The organism is Falsibacillus pallidus, assembly GCF_050990905.1.
In the GTDB taxonomy this organism is placed as follows: domain Bacteria; phylum Bacillota; class Bacilli; order Bacillales; family DSM-25281; genus Falsibacillus; species Falsibacillus pallidus_A.
This window is the reverse complement of record NZ_CP158866.1, coordinates 422,973-438,719: the sequence shown is the minus strand read 5'-3', so window position 1 is coordinate 438,719 and position 15,747 is coordinate 422,973. Positions and strand designations below refer to the sequence as shown.

14 protein-coding genes are annotated in these 15,747 nt (G+C 43.8%); 6 read left to right on the top strand and 8 right to left on the bottom strand.

Features of this window, described 5'->3' with window-relative positions; all coding sequences use genetic code 11:
• Nucleotides 1-581: 581 nt before the first annotated feature.
• From ABTV07_RS02330 to ABTV07_RS02310, 5 genes are all read right to left on the bottom strand, one after another.
• Nucleotides 582-812, bottom strand: a complete 231-nt coding sequence (locus ABTV07_RS02330) for an excisionase family DNA-binding protein (protein ID WP_433746982.1) — start codon at nt 810-812, stop codon at nt 582-584.
• A gap of 86 nt (nt 813-898) precedes the next feature.
• On the bottom strand, nt 899-2,617 hold the full coding sequence (locus tag ABTV07_RS02325) for an aromatic amino acid hydroxylase (RefSeq protein WP_433751053.1): 1,719 nt from the start codon (nt 2,615-2,617) through the stop codon (nt 899-901).
• Between the two features lie 352 nt (nt 2,618-2,969).
• Nucleotides 2,970-3,308, bottom strand: coding sequence for a YrdB family protein (locus tag ABTV07_RS02320; protein WP_433746979.1), 339 nt, complete (start codon nt 3,306-3,308; stop codon nt 2,970-2,972).
• A gap of 43 nt (nt 3,309-3,351) precedes the next feature.
• Complete coding sequence (locus ABTV07_RS02315; RefSeq protein ID WP_433746976.1) at nt 3,352-4,017, bottom strand: MBL fold metallo-hydrolase; 666 nt, start codon at nt 4,015-4,017, stop codon at nt 3,352-3,354.
• Nucleotides 4,014-4,643, bottom strand: a complete 630-nt coding sequence (locus ABTV07_RS02310; RefSeq protein WP_433746973.1) for a TetR/AcrR family transcriptional regulator — start codon at nt 4,641-4,643, stop codon at nt 4,014-4,016. Before ABTV07_RS02310 ends, ABTV07_RS02315 begins: the two co-directional genes overlap by 4 nt.
• Nucleotides 4,644-4,801: 158 nt before the next feature.
• Here ABTV07_RS02310 and ABTV07_RS02305 point away from each other — a divergent pair, with 158 nt between their 5' ends.
• From ABTV07_RS02305 to ABTV07_RS02285, 5 genes are all read left to right on the top strand, one after another.
• Nucleotides 4,802-5,764: a D-2-hydroxyacid dehydrogenase gene (locus tag ABTV07_RS02305; protein WP_433746970.1), complete on the top strand. Its 963-nt coding sequence runs from the start codon at nt 4,802-4,804 to the stop codon at nt 5,762-5,764.
• Between the two features lie 141 nt (nt 5,765-5,905).
• Nucleotides 5,906-6,436 carry a MerR family transcriptional regulator gene (locus ABTV07_RS02300; RefSeq protein WP_433746967.1) on the top strand — a complete coding sequence of 177 codons (531 nt, stop codon included), beginning with the start codon at nt 5,906-5,908 and terminating at the stop codon, nt 6,434-6,436.
• A gap of 114 nt (nt 6,437-6,550) precedes the next feature.
• Nucleotides 6,551-8,173, top strand: coding sequence for an ABC1 kinase family protein (locus ABTV07_RS02295; protein WP_433746964.1), 1,623 nt, complete (start codon nt 6,551-6,553; stop codon nt 8,171-8,173).
• A 59-nt stretch (nt 8,174-8,232) separates the two neighbouring features.
• Nucleotides 8,233-9,168 (top strand): aldo/keto reductase, encoded by a 936-nt coding sequence (locus tag ABTV07_RS02290; protein ID WP_433746961.1) that lies wholly within the window; start codon nt 8,233-8,235, stop codon nt 9,166-9,168.
• Between the two features lie 113 nt (nt 9,169-9,281).
• Entirely contained in the window at nt 9,282-9,509 is a 228-nt protein-coding gene (locus ABTV07_RS02285) for a hypothetical protein (protein ID WP_433746958.1), read from the top strand.
• A 51-nt stretch (nt 9,510-9,560) separates the two neighbouring features.
• On the opposite strand, the gene ABTV07_RS02280 is transcribed toward ABTV07_RS02285, so the two are convergent.
• The 3 genes from ABTV07_RS02280 to ABTV07_RS02270 all read right to left on the bottom strand — a co-directional run bounded on the left by ABTV07_RS02280 (nt 9,561) and on the right by ABTV07_RS02270 (nt 13,723).
• Nucleotides 9,561-10,757 (bottom strand): ATP-binding protein, encoded by a 1,197-nt coding sequence (locus ABTV07_RS02280; protein ID WP_433746955.1) that lies wholly within the window; start codon nt 10,755-10,757, stop codon nt 9,561-9,563.
• A gap of 159 nt (nt 10,758-10,916) precedes the next feature.
• The gene (locus ABTV07_RS02275; protein WP_433746952.1) at nt 10,917-12,458 is read right to left on the bottom strand and encodes an MFS transporter; all 1,542 of its coding nucleotides are present in this window, start codon (nt 12,456-12,458) and stop codon (nt 10,917-10,919) included.
• A gap of 140 nt (nt 12,459-12,598) precedes the next feature.
• Nucleotides 12,599-13,723, bottom strand: a complete 1,125-nt coding sequence (locus ABTV07_RS02270) for an NAD(P)/FAD-dependent oxidoreductase (RefSeq protein WP_433746949.1) — start codon at nt 13,721-13,723, stop codon at nt 12,599-12,601.
• Nucleotides 13,724-13,931: 208 nt separating this feature from the next.
• Here ABTV07_RS02270 and ABTV07_RS02265 point away from each other — a divergent pair, with 208 nt between their 5' ends.
• Complete coding sequence (locus ABTV07_RS02265) at nt 13,932-15,710, top strand: metallophosphoesterase family protein (protein ID WP_433746946.1); 1,779 nt, start codon at nt 13,932-13,934, stop codon at nt 15,708-15,710.
• Nucleotides 15,711-15,747 lie beyond the last annotated feature (37 nt).

The following is a 15,747-nucleotide window of genomic DNA, read 5'->3' as shown; positions in this document are numbered from 1 at the left end:
GGGTCCTTTATGAATCAAAAGCAGGCTCCTATGCGCGAGTGATCCCCGCTTATGCGCCAAAAACAAAGCTTATGCGCGAAACCACCACTCTTATGCGCCACCACTCTCAAGCCCATAAATTTGAACAAATCAAAAAAGCAGCCCGACAGCTGCTTTTTTCAAATCCCTTCAAATCTCTACAATTTCATGATCCAACCAAGGAAAATCCGACAAAAAAGCGTCTTTCGGCTATCCCTGCACAAAATTCCAGTGCAACCTGCTCCAAAATAGCCCGGAATGGCCCTTCAAATGGGGCTCTCAGTAGTCCCGGATCTCCTCTATGCGCCACTTTGGGTCCTCTATGAATCAAAATCACCCTCCTATGCGCGAGTGATCCCCGCTTATGCGCCAAAAACTAACCCTATGCGCGAAACCACCACTCTTATGCGCCACCGCCACAAAATAACAGAGACTCGCCAAAGTGCGGCACCAAACTTCCTTTTTATGAAAGACAATCCGCCCACTTCACCATTCGTACAGCACTCCCAGCCCAAAAAAAGCCGAAAACCACAATTGGGTTTTCGGCTCATTGAACAGCTGCTTCAGTCCTCGTCCTTGATATCGATGTCTTCCGGAATCGGTTCATTCAAGTATTCCATCATCTGCTTCTTATATTTCTCCATTTGCTCCAGATGGTTATTGAACTGATCCTTATTAACGAGATATTGAGATCCGTCGTGGACGGCGCGAATCCTGTTGGCCAATATCAATGATTCTATATAGGATTCCGGCATGGACAAATATTGTGCTGTTTCTTCAATTGTTAAATACATGGGGACACACTCCGAATATGATTAGTTTCTTCCATTCATTATACATCATATCCCCTGCAGTTCGCCCATAGCCCAAAACCACCGAATCATTCCGCCAATTTCAAACCTCTTTCAATCAGAACCTTCCATTCTTCATCCAAAAGTTTGATTTCCTCCAGCTGCTTTGAGATCAACTCCTGTTCATCCAAAAGAAGAGTGCTGTCTCTTAAGATTTCCATGATTTCCACTCGCAGCAGCCAGTCATGTGGGAACTCCGAAGTCAATTGCCCAATGATCCGCTGCAGTGCAGGAATATCCACTCCATCCTCCCTCATGCCACGAACTTCTCCATACAGCTGTTCTAGAGGCGTCCACTCCCTTTTTTCAAGCGGTTTTTGCTCAACCTCTTCCAGATCTGCAAAGAATTGCTCCGAATCTGCTGCACCAGCAAAGACAGAAACGACTTCTTCCCCTACAGCGAGATCGAACTCTCCCCAGGCAGGATCAAAGAGAACTTTATCACCGAAGTGTACCCTACAGTCTGTGAAACTGATTAGAATCGGCGAACCGTTTTTCCACAGGATTTTCTTCACAGTCCCCTCTACGACTACTCCACTTTCATAATCCAAGCGGCAGTCTGCACCTTCCTCAATTCCAAGTGATTTCAGCTGCTGATCATTCATTTTTTCCAACGAACATTCGGTATTCTTCAGCTTTCCGATTGGTGCACCAAACCCGTCAAAATGATAACTTTTGCCATGGCCAGTGATTTCTTTGTTTTCGAATGCCAAAGCAGTCGGCCCGACAGTTTTCATGTAGACTGCTTCACCTGCTCCATCTTTTTCGAGTGTTTCGAGTGTACCGGTCACTTGAAGGCCGGAGGAGAATTGGAAGGTAGCGGTATGTCCGGACCTTATTGCTTTTTCAAGGCTTTCGGTCCCACCTTTATGGGCAGCCATCGTCTTGCTGAATTCATTAACCGCGTCAATCAATTGCTCGAAATTTTCGCATACAAAAAGCTGCGGCTGGGGCTTTGTGATGTCAAAGCTTGTGTTGATCACTTTTTCCAATTCAAAAGGAATTTTCTCTACTGAAGGAGACAGGCTGTTCCTACCCTCTGACACAGATGATAGAAGTCCGGCACCGTAGATTTTCGGGTCGTCGACCGTGCCGATCATTCCGTATTCAACCGTCCACCAGTACAGGCGCGAAATTTGCTCGGCTTCCGAAAGCTCGACGACTGCCGCCTGTCTTTTTTCCACTTCTGCCTCTGCCTGTTCAATTTGTTCTTTGGTTGCTGAGCCGCTTTCCAACAAATTGGAGTACGTTCTGACAGCCTCGAATAAATCATGTTCTTCTTTTGTAGCCAATGCTTTTGAACCGATTTCCCCGAACAGCTTCACATACTCAGAGAATTTCTCTTCACACAAGATTGGAGCGTGTCCGGCTGCTTCATGGATGATATCTGGCGCAGGAGTATACTGAATGTTCTCCAGTTTGCGGATATCCGATGCAATCGGCAGGATGCCATGCGCTTGGAAGTCGAAGAATACGACGCCCGGGATAAAACCGTCAATATTTGCTGCCCCCCATCCGAATGGAGAAAGTGCCTCGTTCATGTCATCAACATTCGGGATTCTTTCTATGGAAATGCCTGAAGATTTCAATCCTCCAGTGTAGGCAGGATGTGCTGCGTCTTTCAGGAAATGATGATTCTGCCTCATGACATAGCGCCAAACCGCCTGGTCGATTGGAGAGTATTTTTCATACTGTTGATCGACCACATATTTCTGCAGATGCCTTGGTATTCTTTTCGTCGCGGTTATCGCTTGATTCATTTTCTTTTCTCTCCTTTGAATAAAATAATAAATAAAAAAGAGCCCACTCATCCCTAGCAAGGGACGAAGAAGCTCTCCGCGGTACCACCCTAATTAACAGGTTCATTTACCTGTCCACTCTTTGACAAAAGCCTAAAAAAACTGCATGTGTAATTCGCCGCTCTGCCAAACCTGGACTCTCACCGACCGTCCAGTCTCTTCTTGCTGTTTCGCAGGGACTACTCTGAATGCTAGGCTATTTCTATTTATCCACCAATACACTTAAACGCTAAAACGCTTTTAAGTGTTAAAGTATTTATAGTCAATAAATTACTACTAAACTTTTACTTTGTCAACGTTTTTATATTTTCATAGTGTGCATAAGCAGGATTTCAATAGCAGCAATCACCATGTACGCCACGGCAATCCTTCCATGACCAGCTCCATATAAGGCAATCCCCGCAGAGCCGAATACCAGTATCTGCAAAAGAATTTTCACCGGAAGAGCGGCCAGCCATTCAGCTTTAGGAGCAACGAACGCACCCCAAATAAAGGCGGCAGCTAGGGGAGCGCCAATTCCCAAAACCAGCTTCATCGGGAACCCTTTATCAACCGTAAATCCCCAATAACCCAGCGATATCAGCGCTGCTAGTTCAAGAAAAAAGAAGACACCCGCAATGGCTCCTTTTAAGATAGACATTCTGTACACCCCATTCTAATTGTTTATCCATCTCTCATTTTGATTATCCAAATTTCCTTATATATTCATCCAGCTGGCTGGCCGGATTTATTACTGCATCTCCGTGGCAGACTTCTACCCTGGCAGGATTTAATTCCCTCAAAATCTGGCTGCTGTTTATAGCCGTTTTCATATCTGCTGTAAACATGGGCATGGGCCGGTTCAATTTGCCTTTTTTCGATGTAAAAAGATCTCCTGCAAGCAATACACCATCTTCTTTATGGAAATACACGACATGTCCGGGAGAATGTCCTGGGGTCAAATACGGGATCAGCCCTCCTATTGATGCCAATTCTCCATCCTCTCCCAGGGGAAGTCCTTCGACAATTCCTTTTTTGACGGATGCTGCAGCCTTTTTTCTCCCTGGATAAGCCAAATCACCTTCCATATAAGGGATTTCAATAGAATGGACATACACAGGAATATCTAATTCCTTTCTTATTTTTTCGATGCTGCCTGTATGGTCTGAATGGCCATGAGTCAATACAATCCTTTTCAGCTGCCCGAGCCCTATTGCATCCACTTGTTTCAAAACCCCTTTAGCCATGGTGGATATACCTGCATCGACAAGCGTTACTTCATCCTTGTCTTTGACCAGCCATACATGAATCGGAATGATCATCCAGGTTTTCAAGCTCCAAATATGTGTTGAAATCTTCTCTACTTTCATTTCCCGGTTCCCCTTTTTTCTTTAAACCCCAATAGGAGAATATCAATTGCTTCTTCAAATGTCTGGCCAAGCCTGTTCCTCAGCTCTTCCAACGGTTCTCCCAGTGGTGTATAAGTTGTAATGATTCCATGCAGGGTATAGAAATAAATCCTCGCATAAGCCAGAAGCTGGTCGCTGCTTTCAATTGAAAGATATTCGCCAATGGCTTCCCTTAAAAGCCGAAATAAAGAAATCCGTAATTCATTGATTTCTTCCACAGGTGCTGCCTCATCCACTCTAGATGCATTTGCTTTAAGGAAGATGTCGTACATATTTCCAAGTTCAAGGCCGAATAGGATAAAATTCATTCCTATCTCTTTCAGTTTTATTTCAGGAGTCAAATCTTCCTTCTTTAAAGTCAGCTCCAGTCTTTTTCTCAACTGCATGAGATGTGGCATAGAAAGCTCGTATAATAACGTTTCTTTATCATGGAAATAAAGATAGATTGCCGTATGGGAACATCCTGCCTCTTTGGCAATTTCTCTGATTGATACTGCATTGTATCCTTTTTCTGAAAATAAATCTCCAGCGGCAGAAAGGATTTTCTTCCTCGTTTCTTCCGCGCGGAGCTCTTTTTTATTTTTCATTTAACTCTCATCTCCTATTTACTAACCAATGGTTACTAACCACTGGTTATATAATATGATATTTCCAGATATTGTGCAACAGAACTTTTAAAAATACTCTCAAACATTAATGTTCACTATATTCTGTTAAAATGAAAGAAAAAAAGACGAGGTGCCGTATGAATCCACAGAAATTAGTCATCACACATGATTTAGATAAGGACCTGCTGGAGAAAGTGAAGGAAGCAGCTCCAGAATGGAAAGTCATCGCAGGAAAAGATTCATCCGTCTGGGAACCCCATATCGAAGAAGCTGAAATTATCGCAGGGTGGAAAAAAGGATTGGAATCACATTGCCTGACACACAATGCCGATCTGAAATGGCTGCAGACGTGGAGTGCAGGTGTGAACAGCCTGCCATTGAGTGAATTGCAGTCTAAAAATGTTGCTGTCACAAGTGCAAACGGCGTTCATTCGTATCCTATTTCCGAAACGATTTTCGCCCTCATGTTGGGGCTGACAAGGAAGATTCACGCTTATGTACGGAACCAGCGGGAGAAAAAATGGCATCACGCCAGCCTGAGCCTTGAAATCCATGGCAAGAACATCGGGATTTTAGGCACGGGGGCGATTGGAAAGGAAACAGCGAAAATTGCCAAGGCATTTGGAATGAAAGTTCTTGGCTTGAGGAATTCCGGGGAGCAGGAAGATTATTTTGATGAAATGTATACGATGGACGGGCTTTCGTCCCTTCTTCCCCAATGCGATTATGTGGTTGTGGCATTGCCGTTGACGGAAAAGACGCATCATCTAATCGGCCGGGATCAGTTCAATCAGATGAAATCCACTGCCTATTTAATCAATATCGGACGCGGGGATATCATCGATGAAAAAGAGATGATTCAAGCCCTTCAAGAAGGGGAAATCGCTGGGGCCGGACTTGATGTATTCGAGAAGGAGCCGCTTGAGGAAAAGAGTCCTTTATGGGAAATGGAGAACGTGATCATTACCCCTCATACAGCTGGGTCGACGGAACACTACAACAGCCGTCTCATCCAGGAGATCTTCATCCCCAATTTAAAAGATTATATCGCAGGCAATGATCCTCGTATCAACCTGTTGGACTATTCAAAAGGGTATTGATAGCAACAGGATTTTTCGACAAGTTTGAGTGAAATTCGTTGGATGAACACTTTCTTTGGCGAAGAAAAACTTGTTTTGTCGTACGGAAAGGATTTTGCATCTCCTCCATAGAAAACCATATTTCAAGGGAGGGGATTTAAGATGAATACGAGTTATGTCGCAAATCTTTTAGGGGTTTCACCAAGCACCGTCCAGCGGTGGATCAAACAGCTGGATCTTGAAATGGAACGGAATGAAATTGGCCACTACTCCTTTACAGAAGATGATGTCGCGGTATTTAAAACGATTCATAAACAGCTTCAGAACGGAGTCATTCTCCAAGACGTCAAACTTTCCAAAGTAAATAAACGCAAGGGTTCAGCAGTCGTCGTCAAGAAAGAACCGGAAGCAGCCGACAGTCAAAAAATCCTCGACCGCCTTTCCAGCCTTGAACAATTAGTACATAGCAAGGCGGATACGGTCGTATCTTATCAGCTATTGACTCATCGCAGGGAAATCGAAGAACTGGAAGAAGAAGTGAAGAGACTTCAGGAGCGTGTCGAGGCATTAGAAAAGAAGCAGCCGGGCAGCAGGAAGCCTTCCTCCCCTGAACATCCTCTTGTTCTGGATCAGGAAAAACTCCCGATGAAACGAAGGAAAAAGAATATCCTTACATTACTGTTTGGATTTTAAGCGCATCATGCACAGTTTTGTGTATGGTGTTTTTTTTTGCCATCAAGGGAACTTTCGCTTACGATTAAACGTATGTAGATACGATTTTACAATACGTTTAAAGGGGTGCCCCCTGTGAAAACTGAAAGAAAGCTATGGAGAATGTGGAAGGTCCTTTCATTGGCCCTTTCCATTGTCATCAGAGTTTATTGGTATCGAATCACCCGGAAATCGGAAAAAGAAAAAGATCTTTTATGGGAGCATATTGGACAGGAATTCAAAGATACCCTGTTTGAGTTAAAAGGCGTCCTGATCAAGGTTGGCCAATTCCTCAGTATACGGGCTGACCTTCTGCCAAATGGTTTCGTCAGTCAAATTCAAGACCTTATCGACCATGTCCCCCCTTCCGAATGGGAAGAGATCGAGAAGGTCCTCGAATCAGAGTGGGAGAAGCCGATTGAAGGGATGATGCATTCCATCGAACCAACAGCCATCGCTTCCGCCTCTATCGGAGAGGTGTATCGGGGATTCCTTCCCGATGGCACAAAGGTGGCTGTGAAAGTCCAGCGCCCATCCATCGAATCGATTGTGAAAACGGATTTTCGTTCATTGGCCATCATCATCTGGTTTGCCGATCACTTCGCACCTGTTCCTAAAGGTTTTATCAATTTCAAAAAACTGTATCAGGAATTGAAAGAGGTCATTGAACGAGAGCTGGATTTTCAAAAAGAAATGGAATCCGCTCAAACGTTTAGGCAGAGGTTCCAAGAAGAAGTGGGAGTGAAGATCCCTGAGGTCTATCCGAGTCATTGCACGCCGAAAGTATTGGTCATGGAATGGCTTGATGGTGAGCGGATCACGAGCATCGAGGCGCTCAGCCAGCCGTCCATCAACAGGGATGAACTATCCGAAAGGCTTTTTCGCCTCTTCCTCCCACAATGGCTTGAACCGGGCATCTTTCATGCAGACCCCCATTCAGGAAATGTACTCCTTTTGAAGGATGGCACCATCGCCCTGCTGGATTTCGGAATGATCGGGGAAATTTCCCGCAAGGATGCCGCCCATTTCCAAGAGCTATTGGAAGGCATCTTGATGAAAAACTATTCAAAAGCGACCAAAGCATTAAATCAGCTTGGATTCCTTCTGCCGGATGCTGATGAGGAATTGATTGTAAAGCTTTTAGAAGATGCCCTTTCACTCGATATGCAGCAAATGAAAGAAATGGACTTATTTACAGCAAAAAAAGAAATCAATGATTTATTCAAAACACTGCCAGTCCAAGTTCCGACGCGGTTCATCTTTCTTGGCCGTTCATTCGTGACGATTGAAGGCATGATCCACATCATTTCACCTGATCAAGAAACGTTGTCCATCATCAAGCCGGCATTCATGGACTGGCTGAAAAAATCGGGGACGAGCAAGTGGGAACTCTTCTATAAATGGATGAATACCCAGCCGATTTTCCAGATTGTCCATCATGTATCAGATTACCTGCAAGCCCCGAAGAAGATGCTTTCCCTACAAGAGTCACAGCAATACAATGAATTCGAATTCAGGATTTACGAAAACAAAAAGAAACATTGGGTATACATCGGATTGGCTGGTATGGCAGGCATCATTTCCGGAATTTATCTTGATCATTATTGGCTCACGTCCGGAGCGATCGCTTTGGATGCTGTCAGTATCATTGGATACGCCGCAGCATCTGCCGGACAAAGGAAATGGCTCAAGAAAACTAAGCGGAACAAGGTCATTTAGTTGGTGGTTTCTGTCTTGTTTGCTATCATAATCCTATAAGTGAAAAGGAGATGAGTGAGTTGGCAAAGCAAGTGAAATTAGGCAAAACCGAACTTTTTGTAAATCCCATCGGACTTGGAACGAATGCAGTCGGCGGTCATAATATCTATCCGAATCTCAGTGAAGAAGTCGGTAAAGATGTTGTGCGCACCGCCATTGAAAATGGCATCAATTTCTTAGATACCGCATTTATTTACGGCCCTGAACGGTCAGAAGAACTGATTGGCGAAGTGATAAAAGAAAGAGGCTGCCGCTCTGAAATGGTCATTGCTACCAAAGGGGCCCATAAAATCTTGCCAGGCAATCAAATCATCAAAGATAATTCACCTGCATTTTTAAAACAATGTGTAGAGGACAGTCTCCGAAGGCTGCAAACGGATTATATCGACCTCTTCTATATCCACTTCCCTGATGAAGATACACCGAAATACGAAGCAGTCGGTGCGTTGAAGGAATTGAAGGATGAAGGGAAAATCAAGGCAATCGGCGTTTCTAATTTCTCGATTGAACAATTGAAGGAAGCCAACCAGGATGGATACGTAGATGTCCTTCAATCAGAATATAATTTGTTCAAACGCCAGGCAGAAAAAGACTTGCTGCCATATACAGCTGAAAATCAGATTTCCTTTGTTCCCTACTTCCCTCTTGCTGCCGGACTGTTAGGCGGAAAATACACAAAGGACACTACATTCCAGGACGGCCGGGCTAAAAACCCAATGTTCCAAGGGGAGCAGTTTGAGAAGAACCTGGAGAAAGTGGATCAGTTGAAACAGATCGCTGAGACGAAAAATGTTGAAACAGCGCACCTCGTTTTGGCATGGTACCTTACAGTCGACTCCATCGATGCCCTCATTCCAGGCGCGAAAAAACCGGAACAAGTCGTCAACAATCTCCAGACATTAGACGTTCAATTAACAAAAGAAGAGATCCAGAAAATCTCTGCGATATTTAAATAAAAACAGCAGAAGCCCTGAGTCCCCATCGGAGATCAGGGCTTTACTATTTAAGCAGCAAGGTGCATATTTCAGCACTCAGAAAATCATCCTAACCAAAAAGGAGTTGAAGGTTGATGCCGAAAGAAAGTCAAAATACCAATACCCAAATGGACGTTCATAGGGATGGACAATTGGATACCGTTATAAACGATCCTGGAGTAGATTTAGGGAAGCAGGCAGGTGTTGCTGCGCAAACTGAGAACCATCAGCACCCATACCATGTGACAAAGCTTGAACATCATGATAAAGAGCTCGAAAAGTTTCAGCGCATGATGAAAGGGAAAGTAATAGAAGATAAGTAGCTCATCAAAAAAAGGTGTACCAAATGCATTGCACTTGGACACCTCATTTTTTTATGCTTTTTTAAATGTCAAAAAGGCCGTAGTCCCTGCTCCTTTTTTACTTTTAAATTCGAGGCTCCCGCCATACTTCTCCAAAATATTGTAGCAGATCATCAACCCCAGGCCTGTCCCCGAACTCTTCAAGGAATAAAACGGAGTTCCAAGTTCTTTTATTTCATCTGGGTCCATCCCAACCCCTTCATCTGCAATTTCTACAACAGCATAATCCCCTTCTGTTCTGGAAGAAATTCGAATTTCCCCGCCGTTTTTCATCGCTTCAATCGAGTTCTTCATGATATTCACGAGCAGCTGCTTGAGCTCTACTTTGCTGCCATAAATAAAGGACTCTTCTGCCTGATCCACTATGAATTGGATGTTGTTGATGGATCCATAGGACTGAAGAAGGTCTGTTACACTCTTCAAGGTTTCAGGCAGGTCAACTAAAGAAGCATGTTCATCATGAGGCTTTGAAAGTGAAAGAAAATCCTGTATGACGGATTCTGCTTGATCCATCTCCAAAAGCATCAATTGAAAGTGCTCTTTGGCCGATTCAGGGATATTCGGGTCTTCCCGGTATAACTGCAGGAACCCTTTGACTACCGCAATCGGATTACGGATTTCATGTGCCACGGCCGCAGCAAGCTGCCCTGTCATTTTCAGCCTCTCCGACTTTTGGATATGATCGTAATATTGACCGATCCGATCGATTCGGTTATTGGTAATGAAGAAAATGAAATAGAGCATGATTTGCGCCCCGATAAAATCCAGCACATTTCCTGTAAAATCACCCTTTAAGAAGGAAAACTTATCCCCCTCTTCAAAATAAACATATAGGAATGCACCAAAAGCTCCGGCAAAATTCAGAATCCATATTGTATAGAATAGCTTTTTATGAAAAAATCCGATTGCCACGGCAGGAAGCAGGGCAATAAATATAAAATTTAAAGCTGTCATCGGATAGTAAATGAAAAAGGTATAAAAGTATCCTGCAATTGTAAATATCAGAATGCTTCTAAGCAAGATGGACTCTTTTTTTGGATAAATGATAAGTAAAACGGAAATGACGACCACAAAAAATGACTGTATAATGATCCCAGCATTCCACGAAAGTGAAGGCGAGGTCAAGACTCCAAGCACCATGATGGCAATAATCAGTGCTACCGTCCATCTATATAAAACGATATTCGCTATATGATTGAATTCCTTCATTCAAATTCTCCTTCAATAGGACCGCAACAGAATTTTTATCGAAATATAATATTACTGAACTTCCTAATTATAGCACTTATTTCCTGAGGTTGAATGTTCCATGTCAAAAAAAGAAGCTGCCTGATTTATTCAGGACAGCTCGTTGAATTTCAATTATATTCAGTTAGCAGGGACGCCTTTTGGCTTCACTTCTTTTTCTGCCCTTGCACCTATGATGTAGCGTTCTCCCCCTACAAATAACGAAACAAACAGGCCAATGATGCCCGCAATCAATGCCAAGACAAATCCATGATGCAATGCCGTTTCAAGAGCACCTCTCATGTATTCGATGATCTGAGGAGGCAGCGCTGTATTTTTCTGCATCAGGACCTCTGGCTTTGCTAATTTCTGAACCTGCTCTGCAGGCATCTGAGAAGAAGCAGCAAACGCCGTCATTTTATCTTTCAAGTAATTATTGACGATCGTTGCTGTAATGGCTGCCCCCATGACCCCGCCGATGCTGCGCCAGAAACCGACGACGGATGATGCTATTCCAATGTATTTCATCTCAACATTTTGAGCCACGGCATTTTGAGAGACACTCATCAAAGGACCAAGCACAATCAATCCCATCCCGATCATGACAAGGGTCACGGTCAATTTGGCCGTTTCATGCGTGATCGTTCCGAGCATGTATGCTTCCCCGATTCCCGCTGCCATTGAAATGATCATGATTGTGCGGAATGGAACTTTTGTACAGAGGAAACCACCAACGATCGCACCGATCATAATAGGAAACATCATAGGGGTAAGGACGCTGTTGGAGTTCTCATTCCCCATGACAGCAACGGAAAGAATCGGCAGATACGTAATGGCCGAAAACATGATGGCACCCTGGCAGAAAACAATGATGCTTGTGCCAAGGACCATTTTATTTTTAAAGATTCCAAGCGGCAAGATCGGCTCCTTCGCTTTTCTCTCCACCAAAATGAACAAGGCAATCGCAATGGCAGAAGCCGAGAACATGCTGATGATCTGGACAGAATCCCACGCATAATCCTTTCCACCCCACTCGAGTCCAAGCAGGAGAAGGACTGTGGAAGCAACAAGCAGCAGTGTTCCAAGATAGTCGACTTTCGGCTTTTGATCCGATTTTGACTCCTTCAGAGCTAATAGCAGTGTGACAATTGAAAGGATGCCGAACGGGACATTAACATAAAAACACCATCTCCAGCCAAGCACGGCTGATTCAGAAATCCACGTTCCGATCTGCGGTCCAAGCACAGAAGAGATACCAAAGATCCCTGCAAAGACACCGGACATTTTGGCCGCCTGCTTAGGATCAGAAGACATAGCAAAAATGATGGTAAAGGAAATCGGGAATATTGCCCCTGAACCTACCCCTTGAATCACACGATAGGCAATCAGCTGATCAATCGTCTGTGCTGTACCGCAAAGGGCAGAACCGATTAAAAACAAGCTGATGCCTATTAAATAAAACAGCTTCCTTCCAAATAAATCACTCATTTTCCCAAAAACGAGCATCGTGCTGGTAGAGGCAAGCATATAGGCAGTAAAGATCCAGCTCATTTTTTCAAATCCGCCGATATCTTTAATGACCTGGCTGATGCTCGCTGATACGATGGTATTATCCAGCGATGACATGAACAGGCCAAGTGCCATCGCCAGCACAACATAAGCCATTCTTTTATTTGATTCCATTTTTCTCACTTCCCCAAAGTTCAATTTTTCTAATTTTCTCCTCGAATAGAATATCACGGAAATATTAAAATACAATAAAAATTGGTAAATTATCTTTCGACAAAAAAAGAGCTCAGTGATTGAGCTCTTTTTCAATATGGTTATTCTTTTGTTTGGAGAGCACCCGCCGGATCGTAGCGGGTTAAATCCAACTCGGTTGGGATGCCCTGAACCAATTTCGCCAGCTCCGCCCCGAGATACGGGCCGCTTGTCAGACCCGATGCACCGAGGCCATTTGCAATCAATAGTCCATCCACTCCAGGCAATGGACCGATTACCGGCAGGAAATCCGGGGTAAACGGCCTGAATCCGACACGTGTTTCAACCCATTCCCCTTCTGCCAATCCAGGCGCAATATCCAGCGCTTTGCTGATGACTTCATGGACTCCCCCTGCTGTCACCTTAAAATCAAATCCGGCTTCATTTTCATGAGTGGCCCCGACGACCACCCTTCCGTCTGCAAATGAAAGGATATACTGGTCATTCGGAGGCATGATCACCGGCCAATTTTCCGTCCCTTTATCTTCTAGTTGTAAATGTACGATCTGCGCTTTCTGCGGTTTCACCATAAAACTAATGCCTACCTGTTCCAAGAGTTCCCTTGCCCAAACGCCTGCTGTGACAATGACTTTGTCTGCCGTCATTTCACGTCCATCCATTCGAACGCCGGATATGCGAGACCCTTCTTGAATCAATTCCGCATCGCCACAGATCACTTCCGCACCCTTTTTGACCGCAGCATTGATCAATGCATCCCTTAACGCCCTGCCGTTTACTTTGGCTCCCCCAGAAACCCATACAGCACCAAATTCATCCGATAATGGTGGGAACAACTCTTTTGTTTGCTCAGGGGTCAGAATTTTCACTTCGCCGATTTCCGCTGCATCCTTTCGGCGTTCAATCGCTCTCTCAGCCATTTTTTCAAGCTTTGAATGATCATTATGTATACTTAATGCCCCGGATCTGGTGTACCCGGTTTTCGTTTCCCCGCATTCTTCCAACTGCTGTATGAGGTCCGGATAGTAGCGGGCACCCCCTTTCACCATTTCATACCACGCCTTATTCCGTCTCTGCGATATCCAGGGACACACGATGCCTGCAGCCGCATCAGTCGCCTGCCCCTTATCAAATCGATCTATCAATACAACGTCCAAACCCGCCTTGGCTAAATGGAAAGTGGTGGATGCACCGAGAATTCCAGCTCCGACTACTATAATTTTTTTCATCTAGTTATAACACCTTTTCTATTGAAAACTTTTGTTCCATTATCCCATACAATTATTTTCATCCACAACCGTCCCAAGCTGACCCCTCTGAATCTTATCAGGCAGCATATTGACAGGTAATGTTTAGTAATTCTATTTCTTTACATTATTTCAAAGAACCCTTTACATATACTTGCTACGCTTTAATCAACAAAAGGAGGTATTAAAAGTGAAAAAAATTAGAATGATCCTTGCAGCATCCTTATTTATTTTATCTTTGCTCCCCTTTTCTGCACATGCAATCGAAAATCCAATCAGTCCAGCAGGAATCCAAGATGGCGGCATTGGAATCAGTACAAACTATTTAAAGGAAGCCCCCAATATTTCTCTTGATACAAAAGTAAATCAAATCATCTATCCCCTATTTTCAACGCCTGCCATCAAAAAAAGAGGGGAATCGTTGACGCTAAAGATTGATACTCAAGGAAAAGAAGCTGGGAATTGGAGTGTTAAATTAAAGCCAACAAACCATTCCTCCCTTACATCAGAATACGATTTGCCGGTAGAATCTATACATACCGGCCAATCCTATTGGAAAAATAGCTCTACCATTTCGGATGTCACTGTGAAGATCCCTACGGACGTTCCTGAGAAACTATATGACTTAGAGGTCTCCTATACAGGCAATGGTCAGCGAATCACTGATAAACAGCCACATTCTGTGAAAGTCTTGGATGCATATAAAAAAGATTTCACCTTCATTCACTTAACGGACATTCATGTCGGTTCTCCAAGGAATATAGGAGATCCGGAAAACCCTTCCAGCTTGGATCCTGCTTTAGCCAGGGAAACGGGCATGTGGGATCCAGATCCATCAAAGCGTTGGCTTTACCTTCAAAAAGCGCTGAAAGAAGTCAACTTAAAGAACCCTGATTTTGTAGTCCTCACTGGGGATTTAATGTTTGGCCAAATGAATCCACTAGAGTATATTTACGAATATGAAGAAGCATACAAAGTGCTTCAAAAATTAAATGTACCAGTCTATATCGTTCCTGGAAATCATGACTACTATGCCCAAGATGCTACTTTGTCAGATGGTGCGAAATATTGGGAGAAGTATTTCGGACCACAATATTTTTCATTTAATTATGGTCCTTATGCTCACTTTATCGGGTACAATTCCTTTGACTGGGACAAGATTGACCGCAGCGGCAATGGCACCGTTTCAGTACCCACATGGGGTGGCCAAGTTCGGTCGAAGCAGTTATCATGGATCAGCAGCGATTTAGCAGACAACGCCAAGACTGCACAGAGCAGTCAGATTACCGGCCTTTTCTCCCATCACAATCCATTATGGAGAGACCGAGATATTTGGCCGCAAAGTGACTCAGAAGTACAAGAATATTGGCAGAAGTATGACCAAAAGCATAATCCTCAATCTCTTGCTACCCTGGCATTGGGAGAAAAGCTTGGGATTAAATATGATCAGCAGTGGCACGGTGAAAATGCACAGGAACTGATCGACCTCATGAAAAAGTATCATGTAACGCTCAGTCTCCATGGACATACGCACATTGACAATGTGACAAAACAGGATGGGATTCTCTATACTACTACCACTGCTGTAGAGTTAACAGGAAAACCGTGGGTTGGATTTAGAGACTTCACAACAGCGGCCGGTAAAATTAGTTCTTATAATTATGAAGAACCCGGCCACTCGATCCCTGTTTATGAAAACGGCGATACGAAAAGCGGCGTCATGTCATTTGAAGCAGACTACCAAACAGCAAATGATGGCCAATCCACATCACAAGAAGTAAAAGTCGTTAACCGTCTGAATAAACCACAGACTTTGACCGTCCCTATGTATATGAAAGAAGGGGATTATCAAATCTCTTCTAACGGCAGCATCGAACAGAATTACAGCTCAGACGGTAAACAATATTTAGAGGTAAAGATGACAATCCCAGCACATAGTTCTCAAACGTTAACAGTACAAAAAAAATAACATAGACAAAGAGAATGAAAATCGTAAGAAAAGGACT